General features: G+C 67.2%; 13 protein-coding genes. 10 read left to right on the top strand and 3 right to left on the bottom strand.

What is annotated here, in order from left to right:
- Window positions 1-14 precede the first annotated feature (14 nt).
- Entirely contained in the window at window positions 15-1,406 is a 1,392-nt protein-coding gene (locus LPH33_RS16005) for a glutamate decarboxylase (protein WP_088897172.1), read from the top strand.
- A gap of 226 nt (window positions 1,407-1,632) precedes the next feature.
- The gene (locus LPH33_RS16000) at window positions 1,633-4,116 is read left to right on the top strand and encodes a helix-turn-helix domain-containing protein (protein WP_229565122.1); all 2,484 of its coding nucleotides are present in this window, start codon (window positions 1,633-1,635) and stop codon (window positions 4,114-4,116) included.
- A 23-nt stretch (window positions 4,117-4,139) separates the two neighbouring features.
- Here the strand turns inward: LPH33_RS16000 and LPH33_RS15995 are convergent, their stop codons facing one another.
- Window positions 4,140-4,790, bottom strand: a complete 651-nt coding sequence (locus LPH33_RS15995; protein WP_088897173.1) for an amino acid-binding protein — start codon at window positions 4,788-4,790, stop codon at window positions 4,140-4,142.
- Between the two features lie 366 nt (window positions 4,791-5,156).
- Between LPH33_RS15995 and gatC the strand changes: the two genes are divergently transcribed.
- The gene (gene gatC / locus LPH33_RS15990; RefSeq protein WP_006554549.1) at window positions 5,157-5,456 is read left to right on the top strand and encodes an Asp-tRNA(Asn)/Glu-tRNA(Gln) amidotransferase subunit GatC; all 300 of its coding nucleotides are present in this window, start codon (window positions 5,157-5,159) and stop codon (window positions 5,454-5,456) included.
- Window positions 5,453-6,928: an Asp-tRNA(Asn)/Glu-tRNA(Gln) amidotransferase subunit GatA gene (gene gatA / locus LPH33_RS15985; protein WP_088897174.1), complete on the top strand. Its 1,476-nt coding sequence runs from the start codon at window positions 5,453-5,455 to the stop codon at window positions 6,926-6,928. Before gatC ends, gatA begins: the two co-directional genes overlap by 4 nt.
- An 84-nt stretch (window positions 6,929-7,012) precedes the next feature.
- Here gatA and LPH33_RS15980 read toward each other — a convergent pair whose 3' ends face one another.
- Both LPH33_RS15980 and LPH33_RS15975 read right to left on the bottom strand, forming a co-directional pair.
- The gene (locus tag LPH33_RS15980) at window positions 7,013-8,296 is read right to left on the bottom strand and encodes an alpha/beta-hydrolase family protein (RefSeq protein WP_016691184.1); all 1,284 of its coding nucleotides are present in this window, start codon (window positions 8,294-8,296) and stop codon (window positions 7,013-7,015) included.
- On the bottom strand, window positions 8,293-8,904 hold the full coding sequence (locus LPH33_RS15975) for a hypothetical protein (RefSeq protein WP_016691185.1): 612 nt from the start codon (window positions 8,902-8,904) through the stop codon (window positions 8,293-8,295). Before LPH33_RS15975 ends, LPH33_RS15980 begins: the two co-directional genes overlap by 4 nt.
- A gap of 104 nt (window positions 8,905-9,008) precedes the next feature.
- Here LPH33_RS15975 and LPH33_RS15970 point away from each other — a divergent pair, with 104 nt between their 5' ends.
- The 6 genes from LPH33_RS15970 (at window position 9,009) to LPH33_RS15945 (ending at window position 14,443) form a co-directional block, all read left to right on the top strand.
- Window positions 9,009-10,238: a sensor histidine kinase gene (locus LPH33_RS15970; RefSeq protein ID WP_371053916.1), complete on the top strand. Its 1,230-nt coding sequence runs from the start codon at window positions 9,009-9,011 to the stop codon at window positions 10,236-10,238.
- An 11-nt stretch (window positions 10,239-10,249) separates the two neighbouring features.
- Window positions 10,250-10,927, top strand: coding sequence for a response regulator (locus tag LPH33_RS15965; protein WP_088897177.1), 678 nt, complete (start codon window positions 10,250-10,252; stop codon window positions 10,925-10,927).
- Window positions 10,928-11,140: 213 nt separating this feature from the next.
- Window positions 11,141-12,292: a hypothetical protein gene (locus LPH33_RS15960; protein WP_229565121.1), complete on the top strand. Its 1,152-nt coding sequence runs from the start codon at window positions 11,141-11,143 to the stop codon at window positions 12,290-12,292.
- Window positions 12,289-12,615 (top strand): hypothetical protein, encoded by a 327-nt coding sequence (locus LPH33_RS15955; protein WP_229565119.1) that lies wholly within the window; start codon window positions 12,289-12,291, stop codon window positions 12,613-12,615. The genes LPH33_RS15960 and LPH33_RS15955 overlap by 4 nt, the downstream gene beginning before the upstream one ends.
- Before the next feature lie 45 nt (window positions 12,616-12,660).
- Window positions 12,661-13,464 carry an IS5 family transposase gene (locus LPH33_RS15950; RefSeq protein WP_229565117.1) on the top strand — a complete coding sequence of 268 codons (804 nt, stop codon included), beginning with the start codon at window positions 12,661-12,663 and terminating at the stop codon, window positions 13,462-13,464.
- On the top strand, window positions 13,409-14,443 hold the full coding sequence (locus LPH33_RS15945; RefSeq protein ID WP_229565116.1) for a DUF4041 domain-containing protein: 1,035 nt from the start codon (window positions 13,409-13,411) through the stop codon (window positions 14,441-14,443). Before LPH33_RS15950 ends, LPH33_RS15945 begins: the two co-directional genes overlap by 56 nt.
- The last annotated feature ends 52 nt before the right edge of the window (window positions 14,444-14,495 follow it).

Genomic DNA, 14,495 nt, shown 5'->3' with positions numbered 1-14,495 from the left:
GTTCGATGCGGGAAATGGAGGAAACCATGTCAGAGTCCGACGCTCCAGGCGAGACACTCGCACCTGCCTTCACCGGCAGGCTCGGTACCGAACCGATTCCTGCTCTGCGGCTTCCCAAGTCGGAGACCGATCCGGAAGCGACCTACCAGTTCATCCACGACGAGCTGATGCTCGACGGCAGCTCGCGGCTCAACCTGGCGACCTTCGTCACCACGTGGATGGATCCGCAGGCGGGCCGAATCATGGCCGAGACATTCGACAAGAACATGATCGACAAGGACGAGTACCCCGCCACGGCGGAGATCGAGACCCGCTGCGTCAACATGGTCGCCGACCTGTTCAACGCGGACGACCTCGATCCGGCCGATCCGTCCTCGGCCACCGGTGTCTCGACGATCGGTTCGTCCGAGGCCGTCATGCTCGGTGGGCTCGCGCTCAAGTGGCGCTGGCGTGAGGCCCGCAAGGCCGCCGGCAAGGACGCGTCGAAGCCGAACCTGGTGCTCGGCAGCAACGTGCAGGTGGTGTGGGAGAAGTTCTGCCGCTACTTCGACGTCGAGCCGAAGTACCTGCCGATGGAGCCCGGCCGTTACGTCATCACCCCCGAGCAGGTCCGTGACGCGGTCGACGAGAACACCATCGGCGTCGTCGCGATCCTCGGCACCACCTTCACCGGTGAACTCGAGCCCGTCGCGGAGATCGCCGCCGCGCTCGACGAGCTCGCGGCCTCCGGCGGTCCCGACGTCCCGTTGCACGTCGACGCCGCCTCCGGTGGCTTCGTGGTGCCCTTCCTCCATCCGGACCTCGAATGGGACTTCCGTGTGCCGCGGGTCGTGTCCATCAACGTCAGTGGTCACAAGTACGGCATGACCTATCCGGGCATCGGTTTCGTCGTCTGGCGTTCGAAGGAACATCTGCCCGAGGACCTGGTCTTCCGGGTCAACTACCTCGGTGGCGACATGCCGACGTTCACACTGAACTTCTCGCGTCCTGGTAACCAGGTCATCGGCCAGTACTACAACTTCATCCGGCTCGGTGTCGCCGGCTACACGCAGATCATGGAGACCCTGCGCGACACCGCACTCATGCTGTCGAAGCAGATCTCCGAGATCGAGAACATGGCGATCATCACGGACGGCTCCGCCATCCCGGTCATCTCCTTCGAGGTGACGGGCGACCCCGGCTTCACGGTGTTCGACATCTCCCACGAATTGCGGGCCCGCGGATTCCAGGTTCCGGCCTACACGATGCCGGCCGACGCGGAGGACGTCGCGGTCCTGCGAATCGTGCTTCGCGAGGGCTTCAGCCGGGACATCGCCCACAAGCTCGGTGAAGACATCGCCGATGTAGTCGGATATCTCCGCGAGGGTGTCGGTCGCGGCCACACCGACCAGGCATTCGCACACTGAACGAAGTCGCAGCGGGGGAGAAGCTCACGGAGTTTCTCCCCCGCCGGCGTGAGATCCGTTCGTGGACCGTGTGAATGGAGGTGCGGAATTACTCCGATGTGATTCTCGACGCGTAATCGGAATTCCGGTGAAATCCGTCATTTCCCCCGCAGGCTGCTAATATTTGCACATATTTGTGAGTCCGTTTCGGGGACGATGCTGCCCGGATGCGAAAGGGATAGTGGACGTGCCGAGAACGCTGCCTTTGTCTCGTCGCCGATTGTTCTCCGTTCTGTCTGCACATTCCGAACTCGCCGTGATCCTCGGCGGCCCCTTCTCCGGCAAGACGACCCTCGTCGACACGTGGCTGGCGACCGACCCGTGCCCCGAGATGGTGCCGGTCGTGGTTCCCGAACCCGCGCACGATGTCGCACCCGAGACGTACTGGGCGACGGTGGCGTCGTCGCTGTGCAACTCCCTCGGCCTCGACGAACCCGTTGCGACGGAAGGCTCCTTCGACGCGATGTGTTCGGTGCTGGTCCGGCACGCCCGACCGGTGATGTTCGTGCTCGACGGTGTCCGGTCGGTCGAGGCGATCGAGGACCGGGTCGGGCAGTTGCTGCAGATCGGGCAGCAGGTGCGGGTCGTGGTGACCAGCAGGGCTGCGGGGTCGTGGGCCGAACATGTCGACGGACACCCGCGCAGGACGATCGTGGGCGCCGACGACCTCGCGTTCAGCGTGGACGAGACCGCTGCACTGTGCCGCCTCTTCGGACTCGCACGGGACGAACGCACCATCGAGTGGATCACCCGCCGCACCGAAGGATTCGCCGCTTTCGTCGCGGCCGTGTGCGCGACGCTGCGCGCCGAGAAGCCGCACCGGGCCCACGGTGCCGACGCCCTCGACGTCCTCGTCGACTCGGCCGTCGATCTCGTCGTCATGCACGTCGTGGCTGCGGATCCCTCTCTGGCACTGTCCTCCCGTTCGGTCCTCGTCTCCGCCGCACCGAACATGGTGACGGAGTCGTCGATCTCGGCCCTGCCGCACATCGACGACGGCGAGGCCTTTCTCTCCGCGCTGGCCGAGTCGGGACTGATCGAGGCCTGTTCGACGGACGAGGACTCGGCGGACGGCGAGCCCGCCTGGTGCTATCCCGAAGTCGTCCGCAGATCACTCCTGCGGGTCGGTGGCGCGGAATACCCGGAGGAGTTGTGGGATGCGCGGTCGGCTCTCATCGACTACTGGTTGCAGCGCTCGCGTCCGGACATCGCCCTCGAACATGCCGTGGAGCGGCGCGACTGGCGATGCGCGATCGACATCGTCGAGAAGAACTGGGTGGCACTGTACGGGAGCGGATCGCTCCGCGCCCTGGGGATCGTGCTGCTCGAGTTGCTCCCCGACGACATGGCGACCGACGATCGCACCGTCGCGTCGCTGCGGACGATCACCCGGGCCCGGAACGAGTCGGAAGAGCCGGGGGAGTGGTCCTTCCCGCAATCCTTCGAGACGGTCCTCCGCCTCGGAAGTCTGCGGATGCAGGGTGCCTACGACGAGGCGATGGAGGTGTGCGACGGCCTCGCCACCGAACCCGTGCCGGATTTCGAGACGCTGGACAGCACGACCCGGCACGCCCACGGGCTGAAATACCTCAACTTCGGCACCGTCTACCTCCTCGGCGGACGCACCACCGACGCCGGAACGATGCTGCGCCATGCCCACACGGCGGGTCGCGGTGTGTTCGTCGAGCGGGAGGCCGCAGGCAAACTCGCGCTCCTCGAAGCGCTCCGGGGCCGGACCCACGAGGCGACCCGGTGGATCGAGGAGGAACGCCGGCATCCACCGATCCTGGGAGAGGCCGAGGCCCTCGTCCGTACGGCGGGTCTGGCGGCCACCGCGCTCGTGGCACTCGATCGGCTCGACACCGGCACGGCCTTCCGTGCGCTCTCCGAACTCGGCACGCCCCGCCACACGGAGGAGCTGTGGGCGGCCGTCATGTACGTGCGGGGACGACTGGCGCTGTTGAGCGGTGTGCCTGCCGACGGCCTCCTGTACATCGATTCGGAATTGCAGCACTTCTCCCATCGCCTCACCGGTATCTCCGCGGTGCTGGTCGATGCCGCGCGTGCCGATCTGCACCTCGCGCTCGGCGAGGCCCGCGCGGCGCGCGAGTTGCTCGACGGTTCGACGCACCCCCTCACGGCTCCGGCCCGTGCGCGATTGCGTCTGCTCGGCGGCGATCCCGGAGGTGCCGAGGTGATCGTGCACCGCGGGGACGCCGCCCGTGAGCACTGTCCGGCCGTCGGTGCGGAACTCGCCCTGATCGGATCGGTGGCGGCGCTGCGACTCGGTCGCCGCACCGACGCGCGACGGCATCTCCAGCGGGCCGTGGTGCTGGCGGAACATGCCGGAGTGACGCGGCCGTTCGTCGGTGTCCCCCCGTCGGCCGTGCGCGACATCCTGTCCCTGGGTGTCGAACTGCCGATCGATCTCGACTCGGCGATGGCCGAGTACGGCATCTTCCGCGAGATCCGTGTCGTCGTACGACTGACCCCGCGCGAGCGCGCGGTCCTCGACGCATTGCTCGCCGGTGGCACGGCGAGCACGATCGCCAAGGAACAGTTCGTCACCCTCAACACCGTCAAGACCCAGTTGCGTTCCCTCTACAGGAAACTGGGCGTGCATTCACGGGAGGAAGCGATCGCGCAGGCACAGAGGCTCGTCGTCGGCTGAGGCCTGCGTCCGAGCGTCGGGGACTACCGGAGGACGGTGCCGACGATGCCCGCGAAGTAACCGACGCGTGCGATCTCGGAGGGACGGAACTCCGGTCCGCCGGGACGGCCGAGGACGAGGACGCGTTCGGGCGAGCCGAGGGGTGCGGCCGCGAGCATCGTGTCCATGTCGCGCCAGAGTTGCGGCACCCACTCACCGTCGTGGTCGAGCAGGGTGGCCTCGGCGAGCGGCATCCAGGGCACGCCGTTGAGGTGGGTCTCCGGCGAACCGGGGCTCCCCGCGATGCGGAAGATGCCGTTCGGGCCGACCCCGAGCACGGTCGCCCAACCCACCCGGAGCACCCGGGGAGCGCCGTCGACGAGGATCTGGATGCGGTCGTCGCGGGCGGCGGCGACGTGATCGATCAGTTCGAGTTCGCGATGGGTGTCGAGGATTCCGGCGTAGGGCCGGATGGAGTCGACCGTCACACCGGGCAGTGCCTCGGCCGCGGTGAGGAGCGTGTCGGGGAGCTTGCCCGGTTCGACGTCGACGACGAGATCGTCGATCGCGAAGTCCGTGCCGCGTTCGACGACGTCGAGCGACAGGATGTCGGCGCCGACCGAACCGAGCGCCAGGGCGAGCGAGCCGAGGCTACCGGGACGATCGGGGAGCCTGACACGCAAGAGGTACGACACGTGAGTCCTTTCCCCAGTCGGTTTCGTGCCGTCGACGAACGCCGCGTCGACGGCACGTGGTGCGCCGGCATCCGCATGCCGGCCCAGGGGCCCGTGTCGACCTCTGGCAGACCACATCCTTGCACCTCGTCGACGGCGTCAGGGACGGTGCAGACCCGAAAATATGCCGACCCCACCGAAAATCCCCGGTCGCGACGGGGCATGTCACACGAACGCAACACAGCGTTGCGAAGCTCGCAACATCGGCGGGTGGACGCGACGCCGACCGGGCGACGAGTGATGTCACCGAACCGCGTGCGCCGTCGCTTCCAGGACGCATTACCCTGGACAGGACGTTCACTCACCATCGGAAAGGGGCCATTCACGGTGCCTGCCATCTCCCGTGACGAGGTCGCGCATCTCGCCCGGTTGTCCCGGCTTGCGCTGACCGATGCCGAACTCGACGAGTTCGCCGGTCAGTTGGATTCGATCCTCAACCACGTCAAGGCGGTGTCGGAGGTGGCCGCGGACGATGTGGCTCCCATGGCGAACCCGAACGCCGTCACCAACGTGACGCGACCCGACGTCGTCGTCCCCGGTCTCACGCCCGAGCAGGCGCTCTCCGGTGCGCCGGCCGTCGAGGAGGACCGCTTCTCGGTCCCGCAGATCCTGGGAGAGGGCGAATGAGCACGGATACGACACGCCTCGACGCCGCGACCCTGGCGTCGAAGATCCACGCCGGCGAGCTGTCCTCGGTGGAGGTCACCCAGGCCCACCTCGATCGCATCGCCGAGGTCGACGGCGAGTACAACGCCTTCCTGCACGTCGCATCCGAGCAGGCGCTCGCCGCCGCGGCCGAGGTCGACCGGGCCGTCGCCGCGGGCGAGAAGCCGGCTTCGGCGCTCGCCGGTGTGCCGCTCGCGCTCAAGGACGTGTTCACCACCACGGACATGCCCACCACGTGCGGTTCGAAGATCCTCGAGGGTTGGGTCTCGCCCTACGACGCGACGCTCACCACGAAGCTGCGCGAGGCCGGCATCCCCATCCTCGGCAAGACCAACATGGACGAGTTCGCGATGGGGTCGTCCACCGAGAACTCGGCATACGGCCCCACCCGCAACCCGTGGGACACCAGCCGCATCCCGGGTGGCTCCGGTGGCGGTTCCGCTGCGGCGCTCGCGTCGTACCAGGCACCGCTCGCGATCGGCACCGATACCGGTGGCTCGATCCGCCAGCCCGCCGCCGTCACCGCCACCGTCGGCACCAAGCCCACCTACGGCACGGTCTCGCGGTACGGCCTGGTCGCCTGCGCGTCGTCGCTCGACCAGGGTGGCCCCTGCGGCCGCACCGTCCTCGACACGGCACTGCTGCACGAGGTCATCGCCGGGCACGACCCGCGCGACTCGACGTCGGTGAACGCCGCCGTGCGTCCCGTCGTGGAGGCGGCGCGCCAGGGTGCGGCCGGCGACTTGAAGGGCCTGAAGGTCGGCGTCGTCAAGGAGCTGCACTCCGACAGCTACCAGCCCGGCGTGCTCTCGTCGTTCGATGCCGCCGTCGAGACGCTCACGAAGCTCGGCGCGGAGGTCGTCGAGGTCTCGTGCCCGCACTTCGAATACGCACTCGCCTCGTACTATCTGATCCTGCCGTCGGAGGTCTCCTCCAACCTGGCCCGCTTCGACGCGATGCGGTACGGCATGCGCGTCGACGACGGCACGATGAGCGCCGAGCAGGTCATGGCCGCGACCCGCGCCGCCGGTTTCGGCAAGGAGGTCAAGCGCCGCATCATGATCGGCACCTACGCGCTGTCCTCCGGCTACTACGAGGCCTACTACGGTCAGGCCCTCAAGGTCCGGACCCTCATCGCGCAGGACTTCGACAAGGCCTACGAGCAGGTCGACGTGCTCGTCTCGCCCACGAGCCCGTTCACGCCGTGGAAGCTCGGCGAGAAGGTCGACGATCCGCTCGCGATGTACCTGTCCGATCTGTGCACGCTCCCGACCAACCTCGCGGGGCACTGCGCGATGTCCGTGCCGTCCGGCCTCTCGGCGGACGACGGTCTCCCCGTCGGCCTGCAGATCATGGCCCCGGCTCTCGCCGACGAGCGTCTGTACCGGGTGGGTGCGGCCTTCGAGGCGGCACGAGGACCCATCGTCGCCTGATCCCTTCCCACACCGCGACCCGTCGTGCCGTTCGTCGGCCGGCGGGTCGCGGTGTATCCGGGCGCCGATCCGTGTGGGCGCGATCTACCCGTCGGCGGAGGTGCACCGCGCCTGGTCGTCGCCGTAGCGATGGCCGTGACCGGGTGCCGCCTCGAGCGAGGTGAGCAGGTCGACCGTCGTGTTCACGAACGACACCAGCGGCAGCCACGGTGGGGTGGGGGCATCGGCGCGCGCATGCGACAGATCCGGTGGCGACCACAGCAGCGACGGCTGCCACCACACGACAGGGTCGGAGGTGTTCGCCCGGACACTCGCACCGTCGGTGCGGACCCCCGCGGGTGGCCCCGCGAGGAACAGTGCACACGGCTCCGGTTCGTCGTCGAAGACGGCGCTCGCGCCGGTCGCGCCCAGGGACTGCCCGTAGACGTGCAGAGCGGGGCGTCGCTCGTCGGGCAGCGTGGACAGGTGCGCTCGCAGTGCGGTGACCAGGGCGCGGGCCTCCTCCTCCGCGGCACCGCGGTCGAGGACGAAGGTCGCCCAGCTCGGCATGTCCGAGTACTGCTGGGCGACGATGGCGACGTCGTCACCCCACCGGTTCTCGAAACCGCGGACCGCAGCGGCATCGACCCAGCCCGAACCGGTCGGCACGGCCACCACGAGATGCGGTCGATCGAAGGCTCTCGCCCGGCGGAGTTCGTCCACCGCGAACTCGGCGCGCGCAGACGGATCCGGTGCGGCCGACAACGGCACGTAGATCCGGATCGGTGACCCCTCGGCAGGCAGGGACACGAACTTCTGCCCCTCGCGGCCCAACCGGTTCCACGCCACCGCCGATCCCGCGCCCCCCGACAATCCCGCCGAGAGCGCGGTGGGGGAGGCGACCGTGTCGATCGTTCCTCCGGGTGAGGAGGCCACCGTGGCGGTGCCGATCCCGACCGTGACGCCGATCCCCAGCGTCGCGGCGACGGCCATTGCTACCCCGCGTCGCGACAGGAGATGCACGAGGCGCGGAACGGCGAGCAGCGCCGCGACCACCACGATCGCGACCGCCAGTGCCTCGAGCCACCAGCGCACATCCACAGCGGGGACCGACATCGCCTCCCGCAGACCGTTCTGCCACCGATGTGCACCGGCCGCCGCGATCAGCACGACGGACCCGCCGACGAGCGCGACCGGCACACGCAGTTCCGGCCTCGCGGGCCGTGGAGGTCGCCCGGTCCGCCGTCGCGCGACCACGACGAGACGGAGCACCGTCAGCGCGATCACGACGAACAAACCTGTGACGACACCCTGCACGACCGACTGCCGCGGCAGCAGGGGAGGGGCGAGGGAGATCACCGTCGCGAGAACCACCATGAGGACCGTCATCGCCGCACCTTTCGTGCCGTGAAACCCAGGGCTACCGACCCCGCAGCGACGGCCAAGGCCCACGGCGATTCCGCGACAGGCGTCCGGTGACCCTGTCGCCACGAGTTGAATTGCACTGCTGCAGAAGAGATCCCTGCGACCGGCGTGCACGACGTGATCTCGGGTTCGGAACGGCAGACGGTGTCGAGATGTCGCGCGAACAACCCGTCGAGGTCGCGCCGGGCATCGGTGCCCAGCTCGCCGCCGGTGGTGTGGGCGTACCGCAGGAGGTCGTACCCGAGATCGTGCACCCGGCATGCCGATTCGAACGCTGCCGGCAGCGGCACCGGGGTGGAGCAGTCGCCCTCCGGATCGGCGAGGACGGTCGTCCCGTCCGCCCACTGCTCGACGATCGGCGCGTACCCCATCACGGCGGCGAAATCGGCCGGCAGGGACGACAGCGCTCGCTCAGGGTCGTCGGCGACGAGCGCCGTCACCGTCGCCGCGGCCGCGGCGTCCTCCGTCGTGGTCGAGGCGGAACGGGCGAGCGCCCCCGGCACAGCGGCATATGCTGCGGTGGCGAGGAAGACGACCGACGCGACTCGGACCGCTGCGGATTTCACTGTCATGCCGGCGACGCTAGGAACGCACAGCCCTGCACCGGACCCCGCGACGGAGCGATCTCGCGGAGGCCGACACCACCTGCAGAGCCAGGCGGATCTCACCCTCAGGTATGAGGACAGTCGAGACCGGGGCTCCTAGCGTGGGTGAGGTGAAAGAGCTTGCGAAGTCCGGCGTGAGAACCGCGGGACGCCTGGGACGGGGACGGTGGAGCGTCGTCACCGTGGTCACCGTGACGTTGATCCTCTATGCGATCGCGTGGCCGACGCTGCCCCTGACCCACGACATCTCCCCGCCGCTGTTGCCGCTGATCTCGGGGATGGCGGTGTTCCCGTTCCTTTTCGTGCTCGTCCGGCCGGCTCTCGGGTGGGCGGTGGCCGCGGCGGCCGGACTCGTCATCCCGATAGCGTTCGACCTCGTTCCCGGCTACGACTATCCGTGGCAGGTCGTGCACATCCTGGTGATGCTCGCGCTGGTGTTCGCCGTTGCGATCCGCGAGGAGATCCGCCTCGTGCTGGTCGTGTGGATCGCGACCGTCCTGTTGTTCGCGGCATTCGTTCCCGGCCGCAACGGCTGGGGATGGGGCATCGGCATCACCGCCGTCGTCGTCTTCGGGTTGCTGGTGCGCTGGCTGCTGATCTCCCGACGGCAACTCGCCCAGGAGGAGGAGGTCAGCGAGCTCGAACGTGCGCGTCGCGCCATCCTCGAGGAGAAGGCGCACATCGCACGCGACCTGCACGACATCGTCGCCCACCACATGTCGATGATCGTCGTCCAGGCGCAGAGCGCTCCCTATCGGCTTCCGGACGTGAACGACGACGTGCGCGCCGAATTCGACGCCCTCGGTGCGACCGCACGGGAAGCGCTGAACGAGGTCCGCACCCTGCTCGGCGTGCTCCGCAGCGACGGGCAACTCCCCGAACACGAACCGCAGCCCGGCATCGACCGCATCGGCGAACTGTTCGAGTCGTCCCGCCGAGCCGGTATGACGCTCGAGACGGAGACGGTCGGCGTCCCCACACCTGTCTCCGACGGTGTCGGACTCACCGTCTACCGGATCCTGCAGGAGTCCCTGGCGAACGCGGCCCGGCACGCACCCGGTGCCCGCGTGTGCGCACGGCTGCAGTGGGAGCCGGCGAGCGTCACGGTGGAGGTGACCAACGGGCCGGCCTCGGCCGGTCAGGTCGACACCACCGTTCGGCCGTCGGACCGCAGCGGCGGCAACGGAATCCTCGGCATGGTCGAACGCGCGTCCGTCGTGGGCGGGCAGCTCGTCGCCCATCCCCGCCCCGGCGGCGGTTTCGAGGTCCGAGCGGTTCTCCCGGTGCTGACCGGGGCCTAAGGTGGGTGCCGATGACCGAACCGCACCCTCCCATCACCGTGTTCATCGCCGACGACCAGGCCATGGTCCGGCAAGGCTTCGGAGCGCTGCTCGGAGCCCAGCCCGACATCAGCGTCGTCGGCGATGCCCCCGACGGTCGAGCGGCCGTCTCGGAGGTCGCGCGACTGCGGCCCGACGTCGTCCTCATGGACGTGCGCATGCCCGAGATGAACGGCCTCGACGCGGCGCGGCACATCCTTGCCGACACCCGTGAGCCGCGGTCGAAGGTGCTCATGCTCACCACCTTCGACCTCGACGACTACGTCTACGAAGCGCTCGGGATGGGAGCGAGCGGGTTTCTGCTCAAGGACGCCCCCGCCGACGAACTCGTGCGAGCCGTGAGGGTGGTCGCCGATGGTCAGGCACTGCTCGCGCCGACCGTCACCCGCCGCCTGATCGCCGACGTCACCAGCCGACGCCGGCCGGCAAGAGGGCGCGACCGCGTCCTCGATCCGCTCACCCCACGCGAACGCGAGGTGCTCGAACTGATCGCGCACGGCCTGTCGAACACCGAGATCGCAGAACGATTGTTCGTCGCCGAGCAGACCGTGAAGACCCACGTCGGCAAGGTTCTCGCAAAACTGCACCTGCGCGACCGGGCACAGGCCGTGGTGCTCGCCTACGAGTCCGGTCTCGTCACACCCGGCTAGAGACATCGATACAGGTCGGTCGACATGGAGTGAAGACTCGATGATGTAGGTGTGCCTGTCAGGATTCGTCGTCGATCTTGTGGTGTATCAAGAGGTATGGCACGACGACGTGGGTTCTTCGCCGAACTCCAGCATCAACAGCGGCTGGCTGCGCAGCGACAAGCGCAACAGCAGAGGGCAGCAGTCCGGGAGCACAACCGGACCGTTGCTGCCATGCAACGAGCCGCACGTGAGCGAGAACGCGCCGAGGCAGCAGCACAGCGTGCGGCAGCTGCCGATCGTGCCAGGTTGGAGAAGGAAGCGAAGGCCGCATACGTAGCGCAGCGAGAGGCGGAGGCAGCCCAGGAGAACGCACTGATCGCCACGCAACTCCAGGACATCGAGGACTTGCTGGCAGCCACCCTCGACGTGGACGATTGGGTCGATCTCGAAGCGCTGAAACAGTCGGTCGAAAGGCGAAGCTTTCACCCTCCGGGCGAATTGCAGACGCCCACGCAGCAACCTCAGTACTTCGCACTACCCGATCAACCGCGCTTCGTGCCTCCGAGCAAGCCGTCGGGACTCGGCGCCGCGTTGGGAGGAAATCGCCGATACAACGCTGAACTCTCCGCGGCTGCAGAAGTCCACAGGGAGCACATGCGTGGCTGGTGGGATGCCTTCCAGGAGACATTCCGACAGAACGCAGTTCTACGTGACCGCTGGCGCACCTACGAACGCGAACGCTACCGGCGGCTCGAACAGTCGATGCGCGTGCACGAGGCCGCAGAAGAACGCCGTCTACGCGATGTGGAGGTTGCCAACGAGAAACTCGACAGATTGATCGCCGGGTTGCGCCGTCGCGAACCTGCCGCGCTGGAGGAGTACGTCGGTATCGTTCTGGCGAATTCGGCTTATCCCGAATGCTTCGACGTAGTGCACGAGTACAGCTACAACTCCGAGGATCGGGAACTGAAGGTTTCGGTTGCCGTTCCTGCACCTGAGGAGTTTCCGTCCACCAAATCGGTTCGATATGTGAAGGCGAGCGACGAGATCGTTCGGACTCCGCTCTCCGCGACCGACCTGAAGCGGCGGTACAACAACGCGGTGAATCAAGTGGCGCTGCGAACCGCACACGAAGTGTTCGAGGCAGACCGTGAAGCCGTGATCGACGCCGTGTCGCTCACCGTTGTGGCGGATGCCGTGGACCCCGCTACCGGGCGTGATGCCACAGTGGCACTCCTGCAATTGGCTGTGGACCGAGAAACGTTCATGGCTCTGGATCTGTCACGCGTGGAGCCCGCCCAGACGTTGAAGCATCTGTCTGCCGCAGTGTCGAAGAATCCGTACGGGCTGGTGCCCTTGGCCGGGACAGGAGTTCGAGGATGACCGACGCTCAGGAAACGATCACTGCTCTCCGTCGCACGTTGATCGCCAAGGAGCGGGAGGCGGCCGAACTCGTCGACCGGGTGGCGGAGTTGACCGCTCAATTGTCGGCGCGGCCCATTTCCCCACCACAAGGCGCACCGGTCGGAAGGGATCTTCCCTCGGACGATCGGTTGATCACCGTCGAAGACGCCCTCGTGCTTCAGGAGGTCGGTCTCTACGAATATCACCACCCATTGAGGTTTTCTCACCAGGAGAGCACTCATGAGAGCTGTGTCGAGTCGGGGGCCGGGGCGGTGCTGAGGACGTGGGGCCCGGACTGGTAGGGAATGGTTTCGACCAAGAAATTCATTCCCGAAGCAGGACCCCACGTGATCACCTATCGTGCCACGCTCGACGTGCCCGAGCACACCCTGACCTTCGTCACCCGTATCCTCGCTGCCCACCGCCGCAGGACCGATCGCCGACCGTGGCAGCGGGCCGCGACCGTCTACGTCCAGGCTCTGATGGTGCTGCGGTGGTTCCGCGACGGCACCGACGTCGCCACCCTGGCGCGCGATGCCCGCATCTCGCAGGCCACCGCCTACCGGTATCTCCACGAAGGTATCGACGTGATCGCCGCGCACGCCCCGAACCTGCACGACGTGCTCGAACGTGGGATCGAGTCCGGCTGGGAGCATGTCTGTCTCGACGGCACCCTCATCGCCTCGACTCGCTGCCGGGAGCGTTCCGAGTCCGGGCACGACGTGTGGTACTCGGGTAAACATCGCCGCCATGGCGGCAACGTCCAGGTCCTGACCGATCCGACCGGCTACCCGATCTGGGTGTCCGAGGTTGCCCCCGGTTCGGTGCACGACCTCACCGCTGCTCGTCGGGGCGGGATCCTCGGCGCCCTCTACCACGCTGCCGCCGGCGGGATGCCCACCCTCGCCGACAAGGGGTACACCGGTGCCGGGATCGGCGTCCACGTCCCGACGAAAGGCCATGGTCTCGATGCCGGCACCCGCTGCCGCAACACGCTGCTGTCTGCGATGCGCGCTCCGGCCGAACGCGCGAACGCGCTGCTGAAGACCCGGTGGAAGGCGCTGCAGCGAATCAGTCTATGTCCGTGGAGGATCGGTGCGATCGCTGCTGCAGCCCTCGTGCTTCTTCACCTACAAGCACCAGCCCGGTGAGAAAACCTCATTGGAGAACGCCGCTGCCTACCAGGAGCGATTGAAGGATCTGCGGGACGAGATCCGGTCGTCGATCACAGACGGTCGTGCCATCGAGGTGGGCAAACAGTTCAGCTTCAACAATTCCCTCGCAGAAGGCCGTCGCCTCACTCGTGATCTCGGCAAGTTGATGCTGCGCGCATACAACGCAGAGGCCGAGAACTGTGTCCGCGCGATCCGGGCGGGGAATCTGCAGACCGCGATCAAGCGCCTGGACAAGGCCGCTACCGATATCGAGAAGTTGGGCGCCTCGATGCAGATGCGGATCGACCCGGCATATCACCGTCTCCGCATCACCGAGATCGAACTGACGGCCGACCATCAGATGAGACTCAGCGAGGAACGCGAGGCCGCACGAGAAGAGCGCGAACGACTTCGCGAAGAACGCAAGGTCGAGCAGGAACTCGCTCGCAGGAGGCAGGAACTCGACAAGGAGCGGGAACACTATCGAAACGTGCTTGCTCGCATCCAGGATCCGGCCCAGCGTGCCGATGCCGAGCGAGAGATCGCCCGGCTGGACGCAGCGATAGCCGACAACGACTACCGCGCGGCGAATATCCGGGCCGGCTATGTGTACGTGATCTCGAACATCGGTGCTTTCGGACGAAACGTCGTCAAGATCGGACTCACGCGTCGGCTCGACCCCATCGACAGAATCCGAGAACTGAGCGGTGCCTCGGTACCGTTTCCGTTCGATGTACACGCTCTGTACTTCTCGGACGATGCCGTCGCGTTGGAGAACGAACTCCACAAGGAGTTCTCGAAGTACCGGGTCAACCATGCGAACGTGCGCCGCGAGTTCTTCTTCGCGAGCCCGGAACAAGTCCGCGATGTACTCGCGACCAAGGTCGGTAACCTGCTCGAGTACACCACCGAACCCGAAGCAACCCAGTACTTCCAATCCGTGCGATATTGGCCCGAGTCTCCACTGCGGTCCTAGCTCTCGAAAGGCAGGATTGGCACCGGCACGAAGTCGAGTCCATGGAGGTATG

Source organism: Rhodococcus sp. RDE2 (assembly GCF_020885655.1).
Taxonomy (GTDB): domain Bacteria; phylum Actinomycetota; class Actinomycetes; order Mycobacteriales; family Mycobacteriaceae; genus Rhodococcus; species Rhodococcus pyridinivorans.
This window is presented reverse-complemented; position numbering and strand designations above follow the sequence as displayed.

Excerpts from the sequence above, each read along its gene's own strand:
- LPH33_RS16005 (WP_088897172.1), top strand. The coding sequence starts at position 15 with ATGGAGGAAACCATGTCAGAGTCCGACGCTCCAGGCGAGACACTCGCA.
- gatA (WP_088897174.1), top strand. The coding sequence starts at position 5,453 with ATGAGCACGGATACGACACGCCTCGACGCCGCGACCCTGGCGTCGAAG.
- LPH33_RS15980 (WP_016691184.1), bottom strand. The coding sequence starts at position 8,296 with ATGACGGTCCTCATGGTGGTTCTCGCGACGGTGATCTCCCTCGCCCCT.
- LPH33_RS15975 (WP_016691185.1), bottom strand. The coding sequence starts at position 8,904 with ATGACAGTGAAATCCGCAGCGGTCCGAGTCGCGTCGGTCGTCTTCCTC.
- LPH33_RS15970 (WP_371053916.1), top strand. The coding sequence starts at position 9,009 with ATGAGGACAGTCGAGACCGGGGCTCCTAGCGTGGGTGAGGTGAAAGAG.
- LPH33_RS15965 (WP_088897177.1), top strand. The coding sequence starts at position 10,250 with ATGACCGAACCGCACCCTCCCATCACCGTGTTCATCGCCGACGACCAG.
- LPH33_RS15960 (WP_229565121.1), top strand. The coding sequence starts at position 11,141 with ATGCAACGAGCCGCACGTGAGCGAGAACGCGCCGAGGCAGCAGCACAG.
- LPH33_RS15955 (WP_229565119.1), top strand. The coding sequence starts at position 12,289 with ATGACCGACGCTCAGGAAACGATCACTGCTCTCCGTCGCACGTTGATC.